Here is a 19,492-nt window from a genome sequence, read left to right on the forward strand (position 1 = left end):
TATTAATTGATTACTTAAATATTATTCAATAGGTGCTCTGAGTTGATAGTTTGTTGCTCCCTTGAGTTTTGGATGGATTTCTAGAACTTTTTTTATGAAGTCATTAAAAAATTGACTGTCTAAAAGTATTTTACGGGTATCAGATTTTTTAGTTATTGTGTTATAAGTAGTTATGTTAGCTACCAGAAATCCCCAACTATTATCGTCTTTTTTGTAAAGTTTTCTAAAGGCATCTGTTATTTTTCTCCCCCCATCTGGATTGTGTAGGTTTAGTGAAGCATAAGCGTATGCGGATGAGTACCCCCGTTTTCTAGCCTCTTCTGCTATTTTGTCACATATTTCTCCTCTAGTACCCCTTTCAATAATTGATCCTTCTCTGAGATTTAAATTTAGATCAGGATTACTTGCTAATTTAAAAGAAGTTACTTGAATGTAGTCGACTAAGCTTGAAAATATTATTAAAGGCATAGCAAATCTGCTGTATGCTAGATTATTTTTAATTGGAGCTACTGCATATGAGTATTGAAGTTTTCCTTGAAAAAATGATGATGGTTTCATGTTTGTTTCGATGATGTCTAGTTCTTTGCTTGATGCCCAACTAATTGTGCAGGTGGTATGTTTGGTAAAGTGACCCCATTCAGGATTAACACATACAATTAAGATTCCCTCAGATGGTTTAAGTGGTTCTGTGTAAAACACACCTTTTTCTGTATGCTCGCCTGGTACCAGCAGCGGTTTTGGCATAACATATCTTTTAATTTCTTCTTTTTTATTGTGTAATGTATCCTCTTGTACGACATTACATGTCATAAAAATGGGGAATAAAAGCATTATTTTCTTCATCTTTAACCTCCTAAGTTTCAGAAAATATTTGAAACTTGTTTTACAGACTAATATTATAATACAAATTATTTTTTTTAATAAATTAAAAACAATTTATATTCATTTATTTTTTTAAATTCAAATATTTCTTAAAAAATCTTTGAAAAATTAAAATGATTTGTGTGGTACAAAAAAAATATACACTTACTACTTAAGATTTTATGTAAGTGTATTTTTTTTATTGTTCTAAAGAACTTGATTTAGTCCTTAAGTAGCAAGTGTATTTAACTTAAGTGATTTGATTTTACACTTAAGTATTTAAATTTTATCTATCATTACTATCGTTAATTGGAACTCTAAATTTAGTATTTGCAGTTGTGGTTCCTTGATGTTTAGATATAACTTCTTTTATAAATTCGTTAAATAATTTACTACTTAGTAGTATCTTATGTGTTGTTTCTTGATTATTATTGTTTTTGTCTTTAACTATGATTTCTGCTTCCATAGGACTCCATTTGCCATTTGTGTAAAGAGCAGCAACAGCAGATATCAATTCTTCTCCACCAGTTGGGGTTACGTTGAGTATGCCATAAGGATATACGTTTTTATATCCCTCTTCAGATGACTTTTCAACTTTAGGTATGCCTGTTATCAGTCCACCTAAGAGATTTTTCTTATTGAAGTCTAAGTTTGGATGTTTTATGAGTTTAAATGAAGTTACTTCAATATTGTCATCTAAGCTTTCAAATAATATTAAAGGCATTACGTATTTATTATATTGATCATTATATTTGATAGGTGATACTGAATATGAGTATCTAAGTCTACCATTTAAAGCATCAAGTGGTTTTTTATTGTCTCCAATAATCTCTTTGGCTTTAATTTTCATCCAAGTAATTTGACATTTTGATCTGCCACATCCACACCACCATGTGCATAATGGGCACATACATTTTTCTGTCGTACCTTCAAGTACTTCAAATGCAACCTGCTCTTCTGTAGATATATCATTAGTTGGCTCATCATCTACTACTAATTTTTCTTCATCTTGATCTTGCGTTGGTTGTTTTTGTATTTTAAATTGATTATTGAAAATATCGTTAACATCTTTAACCAAATCACAACATATCACGAATAATGATAGTAACATAATAATTAGTTTGTGCAATTTGAACCTCCCTCTCCAAACAATAAAAGTTTATCACGAAAAACATATTTGTCATGTGTACATGTGTATTTTTTATATTTATTTTTTTTATTAAGTTGCAACTTTAGTATCTTTTAAGTTCACGGATTTGCAAAAAATGTCTGTTTAATATTGAATAGTTTTATGCTACTATTTACTTTAGTTCTAATTTTGGCTGTTATTAATTGTTAATGTGTGATTTTATGTGATTTTAAGTTTTAATAATTAATAAAATAAATGTTCAGTATAAAGATAAATTATTGATATAGTAAATATTTTTAGAACAAGGTAAAATGTTGGAACTATAATATTATAGATATTTTGATGGCATATATAACAATTCATATCTAGATTTATAATCTATGTAGTTATGAGGCTAGTATTTATAAAAATATCTATTTGAACAATTTTAAATAAATGGCAGGATAATTTTATGCATGAGCATATAGAGGCGGCAGAAGAAATATTAGATAAGGAATATAAAGTATTAGATAAAGGATTTATAAGGCTTGTTGATTATATGGGCAGTGATGATCGAATAGTTCAGGCCGCTAGGGTATCTTATAGGGATTTGAAGGCCAAAAGAGATAATGCTGGTCTTATTGATTATTTAATAAGGAATGAACATACAAGTCCTTTAGAGCAAGTAGTTTTTACATTTCATATTAAAGCACCAATATTTGTTGCAAGGCAATGGATGAGACATAGAACTGCAAGAATTAATGAGGTATCTGGTAGATATAGCCTAATGAGAGAAGAGTTTTATGTACCCTTAAAGGAAGATATTAAGACGCAAAGTGTTATTAATAAGCAGGGTAGGTCTGAAGTTGAGGTTGAACATGATGTTGCCCTATCATTTTTAGATGGACTGAATGAGAGTTATAAGAGTACTTATAAGATTTATGATGATATGATCAAGAATGATGTTTCACGTGAACTTGCAAGGATAACTTTACCTTTGAGTTTATATACTGAATGGTATTGGCAAATTGATTTAAATAATTTATTTCGTTTTATTAGACTCAGGGCATCAGAGCATGCACAAAAAGAGATCAGAGAATATGCTAATATACTATTAGACATTGTAAGTTTGGTGGTGCCTTTGGCAACTGTTAGCTTTAAGAATCATATTTTGGGGGGGGGGTTATGCTTTCAAGTGAGGAGGCACGTGAGATTTGCAAAGTATTGGATTTAACTAAAGTTAATTTATCAGGTAAAAATTTAGATCGTTTAAGAGAAAAACTTAATTTATAATTTTTGTAATTGGTTATAATAAAAAAGGGACAGGAGAGAGTTTGGTTGTATATGCTTCAAAGACAGGCAATATAAAACGTTTTATTGCTAAAACGGGACTTCAAGATATTTTTTGTATAGTTACTGGTTGTGAGATCGTGGATAGACCTTATGTATTGCTTACATATACGTTTGCATTCGGTAAGATTCCACCGGAGGTAGAAAAATTTTTGGAAAATAATTTCAAGCTTATGATAGGTGTTGCTGGGAGTGGTAATAGGAATTGGGGTGACACGTTTTGCAATGCTGTTAATTTAATAAGAAATAAATATAATGTTAAAGAAATATTAAAATTTGAACTATCAGGAACATCTCATGATGTTGATAAGTTCGTAGGAAGGATTAGGAATGAGACACTTAGAGTTAAATAATGAAATTATGGTTTTAAAAGATGGATTTTACAGATTAGAAAAAGATCTTGAAGCTTTAAGTGTTTTCTTAGAAGAGGTAGAAGGTAAGACTTTAAGATTTCGTGATCCAAATGAAAGGATGCATTATCTTATTGATAATAATTTTTATGATGATTTTTATAAACATTATTCTGAAGAGCAAATACTTGAAATATATAAACTTGTGAAGCATGAAAATTTTACGTTTAAGTCTTATATGAGTGCTTCTAAGTTTTATAAAGATTATGCGCTTAAGATGAATGATGGAAATATTTATTTAGAATCTTATGAGGATCGAATAATTGCAGTTAGTCTTTTTCTTGCAAGTGGACAGTTTGATTTTGCGAGGTCTCTTGCCTTGGAGATGATAAAACAAAGATATCAGCCTGCAACACCTACATTTTTAAATGCTGGTAAGCGGGTTAGAGGTGAACTTGTATCATGTTTTCTATTGGAAATAGGAGATTCACTAAATAGTATTACCTTTAATATTTCGTCTGCCATGCAACTTTCCAAAATTGGTGGAGGTGTGGCTTTAAATCTTTCAAATCTTAGAGCTCGGGGAGAAGAGATACGGGGAATTCATAATATTGCCAAAGGTATTATTCCTGTTATGAAGCTTTTAGAAGATGGATTTAGTTATGCAGATCAGATGGGACAGAGAAAGGGTGCTGGTGCTGTATATTTAAATATTTTTCATTATGATATAGAAGATTTTTTGGATACTAAGAAGATTAATGCTGATGAGAAGAGTCGTGTTCAAACATTATCATTGGGAGTAATAATTCCAAATAAATTTTTTGATATTGCAAAAATGGGACAAAATTATTATGCTTTTGCGCCTTATTCACTTTATAAGGCTATTGGAAGGATGATGAACGAGATTGATTTCGATAAGGAGTATGATATTCTTGCAAGTAATCCCAATATTATAAAAAAAGAAATCTCAGCTCGAGACATGTTGGTTCGTATTGCTAGACTTCAATTTGAATCCGGATATCCTTATATAATGTATCAAACCGCATCTAATTTACAAAATCCTTTAAAAGGGCTTGGTAAGATTAAAATGTCTAATCTTTGTACAGAGATTTTTCAAATTCAAACGCCATCAGTTATTGGCGATTATGGTGAGGAAGATTTAATTGGATATGATATCAGTTGTATTTTGGGATCTTTAAACATTGCAAATGTGGTTAATAGTGACTTAGAGTATACTATTGATATTGCAATGAGAGCCTTGACATCTGTCGTTGATAAGGCCAGCATTAAAAATGCCCCAAGTATCAAAAAGGCAAATGAGGATTATCATGCCATAGGTCTTGGTGTTATGAATTTGCATGGATTTTTAATTAAAAATAAGATTCCTTATGAAAGTGAAGAGGCTTTGGATTTTGTTCGTACCTTTTTTATGTTATTAAATTTTTATTCTTTAAAGAGTAGTATGAATATTGCAAAAACTAGGGGCATAACTTTTAAAGATTTTGAAAAGAGTGAGTATTGCAGTGGTAATTATTTTGATATGTATTTAAATGAGGATTTTTCCCCTAAGACATTAAAAGTAAAACAGATATTTAGTGACTTAAAACTACCAGATAAACTTGACTGGGAAAATCTTAAAGGTGATGTTAAAGTATATGGACTCTACCATTCTTATCGTTTAGCCGTAGCACCAACTCAAAGTATATCTTATATTCAAAATGCAACAACATCTATTATGCCTATTGTAGAGCCTGTTGAGGCTAGAGTTTATGGCAATTCGACAACTTATTATCCAATGCCATATCTTAGCAGAGAAAATATTACGCTTTTTAAGTCAGCATATTATATGGACATGAAAAAATTAATTGATCTTATAAGTGAGGCTCAGCGGCATGTTGATCAGGGAATTAGTACTTTGCTTTATGTTACAAATGAAACTAGTACTAGAGAACTTGTGAAACTTTATATTTATGCTAAAAATAAAGGACTTAAGAGTCTTTACTATACACGCAATAAAAATTTATCAGTTGATGAATGTATTCTTTGTGCCATATAGTGAATATATGGTAACTTATAGTAAGTGGGAGTCTTTAGATGAAAAATCGAGAAGCTATAAATTGGAATAGATTAAATAATGGTTACACTAAGATGTTTTGGGATCAAAATATAAGACAATTTTGGGTAGATGAGGAGATTCCAATCTCTGATGACAAGTTAGTCTGGCAAACCTTAGATGTTGAAGAGCGGGATGTTTATGAAAAGGTTTTGGGTGGTCTTACCCTGTTGGATACGGAGCAAGGGTCTGTTGGCATGCCACGTATAGCTTTAGCAATAGATAATTTAGATTATAAACCAGTTCTTGGATTTATGGGTGCTATGGAGCATATGCATGCTAAGAGTTATAGTAGCATATTTTCAAGTCTTTCAAACGTAGACAGGATAGATTATATATTTGATTGGGTTAAGACTTATAGCAATTTTCATGATAAATTAAATTTGATCTTAGGCAAGTATAATGGTATACATGATAGGATGAGTCTGTATAAGGCTTTATGTACTTCTGTATTTCTTGAAACTTTTTTGTTTTATTCTGGATTTTTTTATCCATTGTATCTTGCAGGTCAAGGTAAGATGATTAATAGTGGTGAGATCATTAACTTGATCTTAAGGGATGAATCCGTTCATGGAGTATTTGTTGGTCTTTTGGCTCAAGAAGAGTTTGGCAAGATGCCTTTTGAGGAACAAGTATTTGCTCAAAAAGAGACCAGGTTGATTTTAGAAAAACTTTATGATCTTGAAAGCCAGTATACTAAGGATTTATATTCATCTATTGGACTTAAAGATTCCGTTGATGTTTTTGTAAGATATAATGCTGATAAGGCCTTGATGAATTTAGGATTTGAGCCTATGTTTAACGTGCAAGATATTGAAGTTAATCCTTTGGTTTTAAATGGTCTTAGAACGAATACTAAGACTCATGATTTTTTTTCTACTAAGGGTAATGGTTATATCAAGCCTATGAAGGTTGAGCCTTTAAGAGATGATGACTTTGAGTAAATTATTAATTAATTATTAATTATTGCAAAATAAGACAAAATATTATTTTAAAATTTTTCTAAAATAGTATTGATTTATAAATGTAATTTTATTATAATAACAAATATGTAGCGTGTACTGCATCTTTATTTATATGGTGGTATGGTATGTCACTTTAAAGGAGAGTGTTGTTTGAAGAAGAGAATATTGATAATATTTTATATGTCATTTGTTGCATTTATTATGACCTTGGTGACTTATAATTTGAGATTGATACACGTAGACATTGAATCAAAAGATGTAAGAGAGTCTTATGATGTGCTTAATGAAACATCAGAATTACAAGAAAATGAACTTCAGCAGAAGGGTAATTATAAACTTAATATTTTTGTTAATGAATCTAAATCAATTTTGGGAAAAAATAAAACAATTAAAATTAAAAAAAATAAAACAATTAAAAAACCGGTTAATGAAATCCTAAGTGAACGCCATTTAAGTGATGTTAATCTGAGTAGTGTTGTTGATGGTATTATTAATATCATTGTTAACGGTATTCCTGATGATGAAAATTTAAATATTCGTTTAATAGAAAAAAGATCTAGGGGGATTTCAAAGTCAGTTAATAATGTTGATAGCAAGAGGGTTTATTACTCTTGAGTGTTTTATTAAGTTCTTTTAAACACAAACAAATGTGGTTTAAAGTACTTTGTCCTTTACTTTGTTGTTCTCCTTTAGTTTAGTATATGCCTAAAAGTATGCTAAGATTCGTATCTTTTAGGTATTTTTTATTAATTTTTTATAAAAGCGATGACAATTGGTTATTTTGGTAAATTTTATTAATCCGATTAAATATTATGGAAATTTGTATTAATGTAAATTAATTATAAATGTATAAGAGATTTGATTTTATGTATTGCTATAGCAACTAACGATAAGTAGTGTACGCACTATTTTAATTAAAGAGGGTAATATGCGAAATTTTAATAGCTTAATTTTTATTTTCAGTTTATTGTTGTTAGGTTTGGTTATTATGACTTGTAAGTCATCGGTAAATGGTTATGCGATAGATAGGGGATTTAATGGAGATGATCAAGATTTACAGATTGATAAAGGTGAGTTGTTTGAAGAATTGATTGATATGGAGAGTCAAAGAACTGTAATTGTTGAAAAGGGTTTGGATGATATTATCGTAAAAGATACTTTATTATTATGTTCAGGGGAAACAGTTACATCTATTTTAAGGGATTTATCAGGTGATGAACAGAGAGAGCGAGACAATGCTTACTTGCAACTTGAAAAAGATATAAAAACGTCTAAGGAACAACTTGTAAATGCTAATAAGCAATTTAATGCATATGTTGCTGAGATTAATAAAAAAATTCAAGAGGCTGGAAGCAAAGAAGTATTCGATATGCAAGGGAAGCTATTAGAAGGTCTGTTGCCACATAGTTGTTTTTTTGAACCAGATTATGAATTTGAAAATCCAGTTGTTGTTCAAAATATTTATGCTTCTCTTGGATATAATATAAAGGCTATTAACAAGTTAGAGAGAATAATTGGTGAATTAGATTTAAGTTATGTGCCAAATACATCTGATGATTTACTTAAAGAGAATTTAAAGAATATATTATTTTCTTTAAATGTTATTACAGATTTAGCCATTAAGCTTATAAATGAAGATTTGAGTGATGATAGTTTAGGGAAGCTTGCAAGCAGTAAATTTACACAAAGGCTTATAGGTCTAAATGCACATCTTAGTGAATTTATGCAAAGAAGGATTGAGTTTATATCTCAGATTGAAAATGAGATTTTAAAATTTGATATGGATAAAAAAAGTATGTCTGATGCTTTTAAGACAATGTTAGATACCGAAGGAGTTATTACTTTAGCATTGAAATTTATGAGATCAAAGAAAAAGTTAATGAAATGTGAGATTAATAATTTAATTAAGATAGTTTGATAATATAATTTAATTAAATTTGAATTTATAGTTAATTTTTAATAAAATTATATTTACCATATTTAAAAAATGTATTTTTTGTATAAACTAATGCACTAAAAAATAGATAAAAGTATAAATTAAATTATTATTACAATTTAAGCATTTGTTTACTTTTTGTTATTTTGACAATCTTTATTAAGATTAAATTTTATATAAATTAGTATTTTTAATTAAAAAAATTGATTAATTTGATTATTGTAATACATTTTTAATTATTAAAATTACTTTTATATTTAAATCAATTAGTTTAATTCTTAAATTTTCAACAAAGGAGATTATTTAATGAAAAAATTTCAGTTTAAATTGATGTATGTTATTTTGTTTATTGTAGCCATGATGGCTTGCAAACAGACAGGGGGATTGAAATCCAAGGGGGAGCAGTACGATGGATATGAAATGGATGGTTTCGTATCGATATCCTCGCTTCCCAGTATTGAGGGTCAACCTATTATTGATATAACGTCTGATGTAGTTTTAAATGGGAATTTCCCTCAAGTGTCTGATATATCATCTATGTTAGGAAACTTCAAAAATGAGATGAATAGCAGACGAAATGAGCTTAAAATAGCAGCTAGTCGGGAAAAGATAATAAATGTTTTTAGATTTTCTTTTAATAAACTAAGCAAAGATTTGGATCATATAGGGACATACTATAATTTTTTTAAATCGTTGCAATACCAAGCAGAGCCTTTGCATGCGGTGATAAAAATATTAAATGGATTAAACTTGGACGTTGGTGAAGATAGTCCTGGTTATCTTCGTTATGTAGGGCTTGCAAATAATTTTTTATCTCTTTTAGTTCAGATGTCAGAGCTGACCACAGAAATTTTGGAGAAAGATTTTAATGAAGTAATTTTGGAAGAAATTAGGCTTTATGGGGATCAAAATTTTGTTAAAGAAGTTTATGAAAACTTGCAGTCTTTTATACAGATGAGGAAATTTTTTGTAAGCTCAGTTACAGAGGAAGTTTTGAAGGTTACTAAAAATTTCAATGCATCTGCTGATTTGGCATCTAACTTGCAATTTTATGAAGGAGAAGTATTAGGCATGTTAGAGGGTGCTTGCAATACAGAAGGAAGGATTTATAGGTCTTTTGAATCTATGAAAATTAGTGCAAATCTTATTAAGACACTTTTAAGGCCTTATCTCCGTCTTTTGAAAAAGGATGAGCAATCTATTTGATTAGTGGGACATAAGATGGGGGAAGGAGTTTATGCCCTTGTCTTGATGCAGTCTTTATAAAATGTACGACTGTCTTCAGGCGGTCGTACAAAATTATTACTTAAGTTAAGAGTATTGATAAGAGCAGTTGAAATAAGGAGCATATATATAATGAGAAGTATTTTAAGTTGCGATTTAATAAATTTTAATATTTATATTTTAATGCAAAAGGTGAAGGAGGTGTTTATCTTATTAAATTGAGATTATATATATATGTTTTTTAATTTAAAAAATGATTATTAAGGAGTTTATTTATAATTTTAATTATTAAATATTAAAGGAGAGTGAGTGATATTGATATGCAATTCTTGATTTTTAAACAAAGGAGATAAACTTGAAAAGTTATGTATGTATTGTTTTATTGATTGTGACGATGATTGCCTGTAAGCAATCATCACAAGTCAAAACTAAAGGAGATTATAAACAACAGGGACAACAGGGTGAATCTAAAGTCAAGAGGGGTTTGTTTTTAGCGTCTGTTCCTGCAAATGTTCCTGTGAGTACTATGTCTAAGAGTTCTATTTCTGAACATTCCACTCTTTTAAGTTCTATTTCGTCGATTCCTGTTGCTGATTCTATACGCAGCTCTTTTAGTGCTCGCGCTGAAGATTTGCCTGAGATTTCTGGAATAATATCTATATTAGAGGATTATACAAGTGCTATTATAAATGACAGGGGAGCATTGCATAGAATATTTGGTATATCAAAAGATTCCCTTCGATTTCCTTTTTATAAACTGAGATTGGTAGTGGATAGTTTAGCTACATACGAGAATATTCTTGCATCACTGGAATATAAGGAAGGACCTTTGTATGGTCTGATGAGGATACTAAATAATTTAGACTTGGATAATTTTAATTCCCCGGACTTGAAGGTTGCAAGTGAATTTGTATCCTATTTAGACAGGATGTCAAATCTTACCACAAAGGTTGTGTATGAAGACTTTAGGAGATCGGTTTTAGAGAAAATTAAACACTCTAAAAATAAAGAGCTTCTTAGTAAAGTTTATTCGCACTTATCAAGTATTATGCAGGCAAGGAAATTATTTATAAGTTCAGCAACGGTTAATGTATATACCGCCGCAAAGGAGTTGGAACTATATAAATCACAATTAAAAGACAAAGATAGTGTACTAAATGCATTGGGGGCAGCTGTTAGTTTAGACGGGGCACTTCCTAGACTTTTAGGGGATATGGAGAGTGCTGCAGCAGTTTTAAGTACATTGCTCAAAGCTTTTTAAGCTTTTGAGCTTAATTACTTATTTAAATAAATGTTAATAAGGAGGTAAAGCCAAAAATCTTTACCTCTAATTTAAATGATTTTATATTTTATTTTTGGATTTTATAAGTTAAAACTTTAAACAAAGTTGATATAATAAACATTATTATTTAAATATAGTTACTTAAAAAGATAAATTATAATATATAATACATATATGTATCATATATTATATCATTATAGACTATTTATAAGTTGTGATTTTAAGTTTTTTGAAAATCCTGTAAAAGTCTAAATGAAAATATTGTATTGTGTAGTTATTTAACATAATACAATAAAAAGGGGAATGTGTGAAAGATTTTGGTATGATGTTATTATGTGCGGCATGCATATTATTGATGATAGTTGTAATATTTCCTTTTTTTTGGAATCAGGACAGAAAATATTACTCAAAACTGCAAGAAAGTGAAGCAGAAAAGGTTCAAACAATACGAAAACCTGGGAGGGTTGGAGGAGGATGGGACAAAAAAAAGATACCATTAGAAAATCAGACTACAGTTACAGCAAGTACTCAGTTGAATTTATCGGATGCGAGTGATAATAATTTTAATATAAAAGAGCTTGCAATAGATTTGCCAGAGGTAATTGATTCAAAAGAAAATGTTTATAGTGAACTTGAATCTTTGGTAAAAACAACTAAGAATAAATTTTTAGATGAAAGTTTACAATTTGCTCAAGGCAAGCATCAGTTTAATCTTCCTTTTTTTGAGCGATTTGCAAAATTTGAAGGTGATGATAAAAAGGATATAGTTTATGCATCTTTAGGGTATGATAATAGAGTTATTAAGAAATTAGAAGTCTTGATAAATAAAGTAGATCCCAACATCCCTTCTTATTTGAGTGGATTAGATAGGGGAATTGCGACTGGCATATTAAATATCTTATATAATGTTACTTATTATACAAGAGAAGTAGTGTTAAATAATTATCTAAATTTTTTTAATTTAGAGAAAATCAAGATTAATGATGCAATAACATCAGAAAAGATTGTTACTATTAAGATTTATCTAGAAGCATTACTTAATTTAAGGAAGGACTTGATATTGAAATTGCATAGACAGATAGTATTAGCTGAATCAAAAACTAATAAAACCGCTATGGAGAATGAACTTAAAAAAATTACCGATCAGGACGGGGAGATTAGTGTAGCAATTGGAAATATGTTATTTATAACAAGGACAATTGAAGATTTGATTAATGTAAGGTTGACAGCTTCTCATTAAAATAAATCTTTACTTTGTTTAAGCAAGAGCCCAAATAGCCTTTGTAGGTAGGTTATTTGGGTTTAATTTATATATCTATATATAATAAAAAGTATAAATTATATTATAATTAATTTAGTTATAATTTATAATAATTATAGAATTAATAACATTAAGAATCACATAATGTGTATTATTATGGTATGTTCCAAAGGAAGGAGAAATATATGACATGCAAAGAACGGGGTTTTGGGGAACTTAAGAAAACTTTAATTGAGTTTAGAGAAGAGCTTGAAGATGAACGCACTACGTTTATTGCCAGAGGCAATAAGTTAAATATTAGTTTTAAAGGGTCATTAGAAGATATTATTCATTATCAATCAGATCGAGATAAGATTTATACTATGTTAGGGTATGATTTGGAAGTTATTAGTAAGTTAGGCGTACTATTTGAAAAGTTGGAATTTAAACGTTTGGGTCATAGGGATACAAAAATTGTTACTAATGTATTAAACGGTTTAATACGAATTGCATGTCTAATTCAGACGATATTTAAGGATGTTTTCAATCAAACAAAATTAGAGATGCTTAAAGTTAGAGATGAGAATGCCCTTGAAAAAATCACTGTATATTTGATTCAATTTATAGATCTGGTAAGAGATATGATGTCTCATATTAAGGCTGTTGTTATATCTGCTGCATCAAAGTCTAATGAAAATGACATATTAAAGGAGATGAGTAGGATTGTCGCAGGTCCAGATGCAAAGCTCAATAGAAGTATGCGTGGTATTTATTATATTTTTATTGATATCATAGAAATGGTTGATCTTATGTAAGAAATTAATTAATTATAGATAACAAATTTAAATAATTATAATATTTAAATATATTTAATGTTTAATTAATGTTTAATTATGGTGGTAATGGTAATGTTTTTGCAGCTTAGGTGGTGCGAATAAATAAAAAAAGGAGAAAATCTGTGAATGAAACAAGCTCAGCTTTTGATGAGTTTAATAAAGTATTAAAGGGGTTTAAAAGGCAAGTTGAAGACGGTCGGATTGCATTTGCTCCCAAAGAGATACAACTTAATATTCGTTTTAGAGGGGTATTAGACGACATTTATTATCCATCAGATCTAGAAGAAGTCTATGAGATATTAGGGTATGATTTAGATGCCATTCGTAATTTGAGCAAGGTACTTAATAATTTGAATTTCAGGCATTTTGGTGATAGAGATACAAAAATTGTTACCAATATATTAAACGGTTTGATGCATATTTCCAATTTAATTCAATCTTTGTTTGAAGATATTTTCAGTAAGATAAAATTAGAAATGCTTGCACTGAAGGATACGGGTGATATTAAAAAGCTTACTGAATATTTAGTTCAGTTTATTAATATGATAAAAGATCTAATACCTCAGGTTAAGGCTGTTATTATGTCTGCTGCATCAAAGATTACTGAAGATGATATATTAAATGAACTGGGTAAGATTACCGCAGATTCAGATGCAAGGCTTAATATAGGCGTACGCAGTATTTATTATATTTTTGTTGATATTATAGAGATGGCCGATCTTATGTAAGAAATTAATTAATTAATTGTAGATAATTGATAATTAATTATAATATTTAATTAAGGTTTAATTATGATGGTAATGGTAATGTTTTTGCAGCTTAGGTAGTGTGAATAAATAATAAAAGGAGAAATATATGAATGAAATAAATTCAGCTTTTGATAAATTTAATAAAGTATTAATGGGATTTAAGAGAGAAATTGAAGATATGCGGGCTGTTTTTACTTCTAAAAATATACAGTTTAATATTCGTTTTAGGGGAGTATTGGATGATTTTTATGATTCATCAGACCTAGAAGAAATTTACGGGGCATTAGGGTATGATTTAGAAGTTATTCGTAATTTGAGCAAGGTACTTGATAATTTGAATTTCAGGCATTTTGGTGATAGAGATACGAAAATTGTTACCAATATATTAAACGGTTTGATGCATATTTCCAATTTAATTCAATCTTTGTTTGAAGATATTTTTAGAAGGATGAAGTTAGAGATGCTTAAATTGAGAAGTGAGAGCGATCTTAATAAGATTGCTGAGTATTTAGTTCAATTTATGAATGCAATAAAAGAACTGATGTCTCCTATTAAGGCTGTTATTATGTCTGCTGCATCAAAGACTACTGAAGATGACATATTAAATGAGTTGGGTAGAATTATTTCAGGTCCAGATGCAAAGCTTAATAGAGGTATGCGCAATATTAGTTATATAGCCTTTAATATCATGGAAATAGTTGATCTCCTATAAAGAATTTTTTAAGTTTTTTATTGTTTTTAGTGTATATCCTTATTTAAAAGATTCATACTCTTTTGATAAGTATTAGTGTTAAGCATTTTCAGTCATAGTATGAATATAGTGTAATCGTGTTAGTTGATTTAAACTTAAAAGTTTTTTATCTCAAAGATAATCGTGCATTATGTGTATAATGACTTATTATTATATAATATTTAATATTAAATAATAATAGTTATTGTGTGGTAGTAAATATATTAATGAAATGAAGTGATATATAGAAAAAATTATACGGAAAAGGAGAGGCGGTATGTTTAATCTTATTATAAGGTTGTGTAGATTAGGTCTCATGATAGGTGTAATGCTAGGGTGTGCTTTGAAAGTTCATCATGCAGACGCTGATGTGCCTTTGGATTCAGTACCGGTAACTATGCTGGTATCAGGATTACCAGATACTATAAGTGAGGCTTATAATGATTTTTTGTCAATAGTGAATTATTTTAAAGAGCAACTCACAAATGAACATAAAGTTGATGGCTCAAATTTAAGTCAAGTTCCCCTTTTAATTGATGATCATAATTATTTGATTGATCCAAAATTATCGCATTATAGTTACAAAGGTCTTATGAGGCAACGGTTATGGGTAATGCAGAAAGCTGAGGATGAGGAATATGATAAGTATGTTCAAGGTATCAAGGAAGACGTTAATGACGCTAGACATTATGTTTATGTGGCTTTAGGGCATGATAAGAATGCTATGACAAATCTGAGAACCATAATTTCTCAATTTGATCTTTATGATTTTGAATTTGATTTTTCTCAATTTGGTGCGCCAAGTTCTACTGTTGAGATGCAAGGTAAAAATGATGGCATAGGTAATTTAATTGACTTGATATTGTCAAGAATTGATCCTAAGCTAAAAACACTTGAGTTGAAGAAAATAGAAGATGATGTCAAAGCTGTTGCTGCATTGCTTTTTGCTTTAAGACTTATTGCACATGATATTTATTCTGTAGAGTGGCTCTTGAATGATGAAAATTTAGAGAAAATACAAGTAAGCTTTAGAGCTACGATTGATGATATTGTTCAGATGACCGCTTGTTTAGCGAAATTTATGCAGACAAGAGACGAGTTGAGAGATGATCTTAAACTTATTATAAATAAAACACTATTAGAAATGGCTACAAATAAATCAGTAGCAAACAATAAAAGACTCATAAAAGCTAGATTTGAACAAATTATTAGTAACGGGGAAATTAAGAGAAAAAGGGATGCGCTTAGTGAATTATCAAAAGACATGCAAGATTTAGTTATGCAAGCTATAAAGTAATGAATTTAGGTTTAGATTATAGGCAAAGATTTGTCATATAAGGAGAAGTTTATGAGCAAGATTAGTATGATATTATATGTACTTATCTTCCTTGCCTGTGGGCAAGAAAATTTGGAATCAGAAAAAACTACAAACTTAGAATCGGCAGAAAAGGCACTTTCATGTGTAACCCCATTCATAAAGGAACATCCAAGCCATTTTGATTCTCGGCATTTAGCTCTTTATAAACTTTCCAGACTCATAAAACGCTATAGAACCCTTTTTGATCGACAAGAGGCCAAATTATCTGCTGATGGGAAAAAAAATCTTATATTGACATTTCCTGTAGCACAAATATTTCCATCCTATAGTGAGGTAGACTTTATTTATGAAGCTTTAGAGTATAATTTGAATACCGTTAGGAGTTTAAATGATATATTAAATAAATTGAACTTAAGTCCTACTATTATAAATGAAGATTTAAATATAGTTTATGAACTTTTGGATCGTTTATTCGATATTGCAAAATTGAAAAGATTTATAATTGGGGAGTTTTCTGAGGCAGTTTTAAATCGACTTAAAGTTACTAAAACTGATAGACAGTGTACTTATATTTATTTTTATTTAGAATGTGCTATGCGGGCTTATGCGCTCTTAATAGAGCGACTAAAAGAGTCAATATCGACCATAAACTACAATAATGTCGAGCGTAAGGATGTCTTAATGGGAATTGTAATTAATATTATTGGGGTAAATCGTGGTCTTAGACGTGGTCGTTATCTGACTGGAAGTATTATTAAAATTCCTCCAGAAGTCCAAGATCGATATGAACACTTTAATACAGCTTATTTTTATATGAAAGAATCCATGGAAGCAATTAAGTGTTTGATAAAATGATTAAGTAATCCTTTTAAAAAACATCATTTGCTAAATATTCGTTATTATGTAATAATGAATATTATATTGTATTTAATATGAATTAAATATTGAATAATGATGAATTTAACGCTTAAGTTAAATTCAGATAATAGGAGAAGCATATGAAAATATTAGGTTTGATATTTTATCTATTATGTGTGTTTGGTATGGGTTCTTGTAAAAATTGGGCTTCAGAAGATGCTCGCAGAATGAGGGCAGACATACCAGATCAGATCCGTGGTTTAAAACATGTGATCGATGTGGTTCAGGGAGGAGTAAGAGAGTTGGCATTTCTTGGTGATGGCAATGGAATAAAAGATAGCAATGAAGAGCTGTTAGGGATAGATGATGAAGGTAAGCAAGATCAAGAAAATGGTAAAGGCCCAAACAAAGATTTAAATAAAGATGTAGATAAAGATAAGGCCATGGGGGTAGATGACAATAATGGAGAGCAATATAAGGATAGTGTGAATGGGGAGGATGGTAAAAAAATAGAATACGAGTTCAAAGGAGAAGGGAAAGACGATAAGAGAGATATTGATACTATGGATGGTATTGGTAACGAACTTGATTTTGTTCAAAGTGATAGTGAGAGAGTAAATGATGGTATTCAGCTAGGAGATACTCCTTATAATAGACTGTTAAATACATTACAGACTTACAGAGAAGGACTTGCAAGTCAACTTGATCGATCTGATTTAGCAAATTTATTATCTCATATTCCTTTTGATAAAATCTCACAAGAATTTAGTTCTGAGAATAAGCAGGTTGAAGTTTTTGCAGGTTTAGATTTTGATGCTAAGTTTATTGAGGTCTTAGGTGATGTGTTAAATAAATTGCCCTTAATTAAATCTTTTGATTCTAGTGGGACTAGTAAGACTAGTAAGGCTTTGGAAGTATCTAAGGGTGTATTATCAGCTATAAGTGAGTTATCGCATAATTTGCAAAATGTCATGAGTTATTTTAGCGAGGATGTTGTGGAGAAACTAAAGGATCAAAAAAGTGAGAGTGATACTAAGCACATTGCTGATCTTTTAGTGGATATCATATCTATTAAAAATGATTTGAGAGATAAGATTAAGAGTAGTATAAAAGCAGTAAGTTCAGTAACCGAGGAAGTGGCAATAATAGATATGTTAGACAAAGATTTTTGCAAGCCGGGGGATATTAAGCGTAAAATTAGTGCTTTAAAAGAACTTAATAGGGGACTTGTTAAGTTAATTAAGAAGTAATGCAACATTAAATAATGATCCACCAATAATTAAACTTTAAGATAGGCCTGTGGTGTATCTTAAAGTTTTTATAATATTTATATACATGTTATTATGTATTATCATGTAATGATATGTTAATTTTAAAATATTTTTTGATTATCATTTTTCGTTAAATTTGATTGAAAGCATATATATCAATATATATGCGATATGCCTGTCATATACATATTTATTAATTATAATAAATTATTAATTATTATTAATTATAATAAAATATTAACAATATAATAGGAGAATTTAAGTATATGAAAATATTTGGTTTGATTATGGGTATAATATCTTCTGATATAGAAGATATGTCAACTGATCAATCAGTGGATCAATCAGTTGAAAAGTTATTGAGAGCAGGAGAGTATTTAGGTAATGACATGTTATCTGAAAATTCATTTGGTATAACTGATAAGGAGAGAGTTTATTATGCATTAAAGATGCAAATAATGTCTTATAGAGAAGAATTTAAAGATTCGTGTCGTTGTTTTGGTATGGAAAAATTTTTATTTAATATTCCTTTCAAAGGAATATCACAAGAATTTACATCCCCAGAAAAACAGAATAAGGTTTATGCTTGTTTGGAGTATGATATTGAAGTTGTTAAGCAATTGGAAAGCGTGTTGTATAAATTAGAATTTGCTAGTTTTGATTTTTTTAACGTTGATGTAGAAGTTGCCGCTAATTTATTTGTGCTCCTAAGTAATATTACAGATTGTGCTACGATGCTTTTATATCATTATTTAAGTGATGCAAAATTAGTTCAAATCAAAGAGAGTAATGATGAGGCAAAGATTAATGAAATTTATTCTTATTTAAGAGAATTTATTGATATCAGAAAGGATTGTATATCTAAAATTAAATCAAAGATAGCATTATCAGATTCAAAGATTACTAGAGAATCTGTCTTGGCTGAGCTTAAGATCATTGTTGATTCTAAAGGCGAGGTTAGCCAGGCGGTTAAATTAATGAGTACGATTGCGGTTACAATTTGGAGTCTTGTTTAAAAGATATAAATAAAAATGTTTGCATCAAGAGTCAATATCTTAACCAATAAAATTAGAAATAATAGAAATATTATGTATGTATATTAAATAATTTAAGATAATATATTATTTTATTTGAAACAATCTATTAATTATTAAACATATTAACAAATATTCAAGACATAAAAATCAAATAATTAAAAATTTTTGTAATTTGACTAGTTAAATTTATGTATATATTTTATTATAATATTATATTATTCTTATAATAGAATATATATTATGTTATAATGATTCATGTATCTA

At 29.3% G+C, this 19,492-nt stretch carries 17 protein-coding genes and 1 pseudogene; 16 read left to right on the forward strand and 2 right to left on the reverse strand.

Annotation, left to right across the window (positions count from 1 at the left end):
* Positions 1-21 precede the first annotated feature (21 nt).
* Both ACWUD1_RS04570 and ACWUD1_RS04575 read right to left on the reverse strand, forming a co-directional pair.
* Positions 22-843, reverse strand: a complete 822-nt coding sequence (locus ACWUD1_RS04570; RefSeq protein ID WP_472757042.1) for a BB0158 famile outer surface lipoprotein — start codon at positions 841-843, stop codon at positions 22-24.
* A 304-nt stretch (positions 844-1,147) separates the two neighbouring features.
* Positions 1,148-1,990 (reverse strand): S2/P23 family protein, encoded by an 843-nt coding sequence (locus tag ACWUD1_RS04575; protein ID WP_472757043.1) that lies wholly within the window; start codon positions 1,988-1,990, stop codon positions 1,148-1,150.
* Between the two features lie 451 nt (positions 1,991-2,441).
* Between ACWUD1_RS04575 and thyX the strand changes: the two are divergent.
* From thyX to ACWUD1_RS04655, 16 genes and pseudogenes are all read left to right on the forward strand, one after another.
* Positions 2,442-3,262, forward strand: a pseudogene (gene thyX / locus ACWUD1_RS04580) (FAD-dependent thymidylate synthase).
* Positions 3,263-3,303: 41 nt separating this feature from the next.
* Entirely contained in the window at positions 3,304-3,672 is a 369-nt protein-coding gene (gene nrdI / locus ACWUD1_RS04585) for a class Ib ribonucleoside-diphosphate reductase assembly flavoprotein NrdI (RefSeq protein WP_472757044.1), read from the forward strand.
* A complete protein-coding gene (nrdE, locus tag ACWUD1_RS04590) occupies positions 3,650-5,725 on the forward strand; it encodes a class 1b ribonucleoside-diphosphate reductase subunit alpha (RefSeq protein ID WP_472757045.1) in 2,076 nt (691 codons plus the stop codon). Before nrdI ends, nrdE begins: the two co-directional genes overlap by 23 nt.
* A 38-nt stretch (positions 5,726-5,763) precedes the next feature.
* A complete protein-coding gene (gene nrdF, locus ACWUD1_RS04595; protein ID WP_472757046.1) occupies positions 5,764-6,726 on the forward strand; it encodes a class 1b ribonucleoside-diphosphate reductase subunit beta in 963 nt (320 codons plus the stop codon).
* Positions 6,727-6,897: 171 nt separating this feature from the next.
* Entirely contained in the window at positions 6,898-7,362 is a 465-nt protein-coding gene (locus ACWUD1_RS04600; RefSeq protein WP_472757047.1) for a hypothetical protein, read from the forward strand.
* Positions 7,363-7,675: 313 nt separating this feature from the next.
* Positions 7,676-8,665, forward strand: coding sequence for a hypothetical protein (locus ACWUD1_RS04605; RefSeq protein WP_472757048.1), 990 nt, complete (start codon positions 7,676-7,678; stop codon positions 8,663-8,665).
* A 324-nt stretch (positions 8,666-8,989) separates the two neighbouring features.
* Entirely contained in the window at positions 8,990-9,889 is a 900-nt protein-coding gene (locus ACWUD1_RS04610; RefSeq protein ID WP_472757049.1) for a hypothetical protein, read from the forward strand.
* A 373-nt stretch (positions 9,890-10,262) separates the two neighbouring features.
* On the forward strand, positions 10,263-11,168 hold the full coding sequence (locus tag ACWUD1_RS04615) for a hypothetical protein (protein WP_472757050.1): 906 nt from the start codon (positions 10,263-10,265) through the stop codon (positions 11,166-11,168).
* 328 nt (positions 11,169-11,496) lie between these two features.
* Positions 11,497-12,429, forward strand: a complete 933-nt coding sequence (locus ACWUD1_RS04620) for a hypothetical protein (RefSeq protein ID WP_472757051.1) — start codon at positions 11,497-11,499, stop codon at positions 12,427-12,429.
* A 206-nt stretch (positions 12,430-12,635) separates the two neighbouring features.
* Complete coding sequence (locus ACWUD1_RS04625; RefSeq protein ID WP_472757052.1) at positions 12,636-13,244, forward strand: hypothetical protein; 609 nt, start codon at positions 12,636-12,638, stop codon at positions 13,242-13,244.
* A gap of 143 nt (positions 13,245-13,387) precedes the next feature.
* Positions 13,388-13,993: a hypothetical protein gene (locus ACWUD1_RS04630; protein WP_472757053.1), complete on the forward strand. Its 606-nt coding sequence runs from the start codon at positions 13,388-13,390 to the stop codon at positions 13,991-13,993.
* Between the two features lie 127 nt (positions 13,994-14,120).
* Positions 14,121-14,726 (forward strand): hypothetical protein, encoded by a 606-nt coding sequence (locus tag ACWUD1_RS04635; protein ID WP_472757054.1) that lies wholly within the window; start codon positions 14,121-14,123, stop codon positions 14,724-14,726.
* Positions 14,727-15,021: 295 nt separating this feature from the next.
* Complete coding sequence (locus tag ACWUD1_RS04640; RefSeq protein WP_472757055.1) at positions 15,022-16,041, forward strand: hypothetical protein; 1,020 nt, start codon at positions 15,022-15,024, stop codon at positions 16,039-16,041.
* A gap of 51 nt (positions 16,042-16,092) precedes the next feature.
* Positions 16,093-16,917 (forward strand): hypothetical protein, encoded by an 825-nt coding sequence (locus ACWUD1_RS04645; RefSeq protein WP_472757056.1) that lies wholly within the window; start codon positions 16,093-16,095, stop codon positions 16,915-16,917.
* Positions 16,918-17,060: 143 nt separating this feature from the next.
* Positions 17,061-18,170 carry a hypothetical protein gene (locus ACWUD1_RS04650; protein WP_472757057.1) on the forward strand — a complete coding sequence of 370 codons (1,110 nt, stop codon included), beginning with the start codon at positions 17,061-17,063 and terminating at the stop codon, positions 18,168-18,170.
* A gap of 287 nt (positions 18,171-18,457) precedes the next feature.
* Positions 18,458-19,207 (forward strand): hypothetical protein, encoded by a 750-nt coding sequence (locus ACWUD1_RS04655; RefSeq protein ID WP_472757058.1) that lies wholly within the window; start codon positions 18,458-18,460, stop codon positions 19,205-19,207.
* Positions 19,208-19,492 lie beyond the last annotated feature (285 nt).

It is taken from the genome of Borrelia tillae (assembly GCF_055693965.1).

What these genes read in the sequence shown, in the direction of transcription:
- ACWUD1_RS04655 (WP_472757058.1), top strand. Translation starts at nt 18,458, where the DNA reads ATGAAAATATTTGGTTTGATTATGGGTATAATATCTTCTGATATAGAA.
- ACWUD1_RS04640 (WP_472757055.1), top strand. Translation starts at nt 15,022, where the DNA reads ATGTTTAATCTTATTATAAGGTTGTGTAGATTAGGTCTCATGATAGGT.
- ACWUD1_RS04635 (WP_472757054.1), top strand. Translation starts at nt 14,121, where the DNA reads ATGAATGAAATAAATTCAGCTTTTGATAAATTTAATAAAGTATTAATG.
- ACWUD1_RS04645 (WP_472757056.1), top strand. Translation starts at nt 16,093, where the DNA reads ATGAGCAAGATTAGTATGATATTATATGTACTTATCTTCCTTGCCTGT.
- ACWUD1_RS04570 (WP_472757042.1), bottom strand. Translation starts at nt 843, where the DNA reads ATGAAGAAAATAATGCTTTTATTCCCCATTTTTATGACATGTAATGTC.
- ACWUD1_RS04625 (WP_472757052.1), top strand. Translation starts at nt 12,636, where the DNA reads ATGACATGCAAAGAACGGGGTTTTGGGGAACTTAAGAAAACTTTAATT.
- ACWUD1_RS04650 (WP_472757057.1), top strand. Translation starts at nt 17,061, where the DNA reads ATGAAAATATTAGGTTTGATATTTTATCTATTATGTGTGTTTGGTATG.
- ACWUD1_RS04605 (WP_472757048.1), top strand. Translation starts at nt 7,676, where the DNA reads ATGCGAAATTTTAATAGCTTAATTTTTATTTTCAGTTTATTGTTGTTA.
- nrdF (WP_472757046.1), top strand. Translation starts at nt 5,764, where the DNA reads ATGAAAAATCGAGAAGCTATAAATTGGAATAGATTAAATAATGGTTAC.
- nrdE (WP_472757045.1), top strand. Translation starts at nt 3,650, where the DNA reads ATGAGACACTTAGAGTTAAATAATGAAATTATGGTTTTAAAAGATGGA.
- ACWUD1_RS04610 (WP_472757049.1), top strand. Translation starts at nt 8,990, where the DNA reads ATGAAAAAATTTCAGTTTAAATTGATGTATGTTATTTTGTTTATTGTA.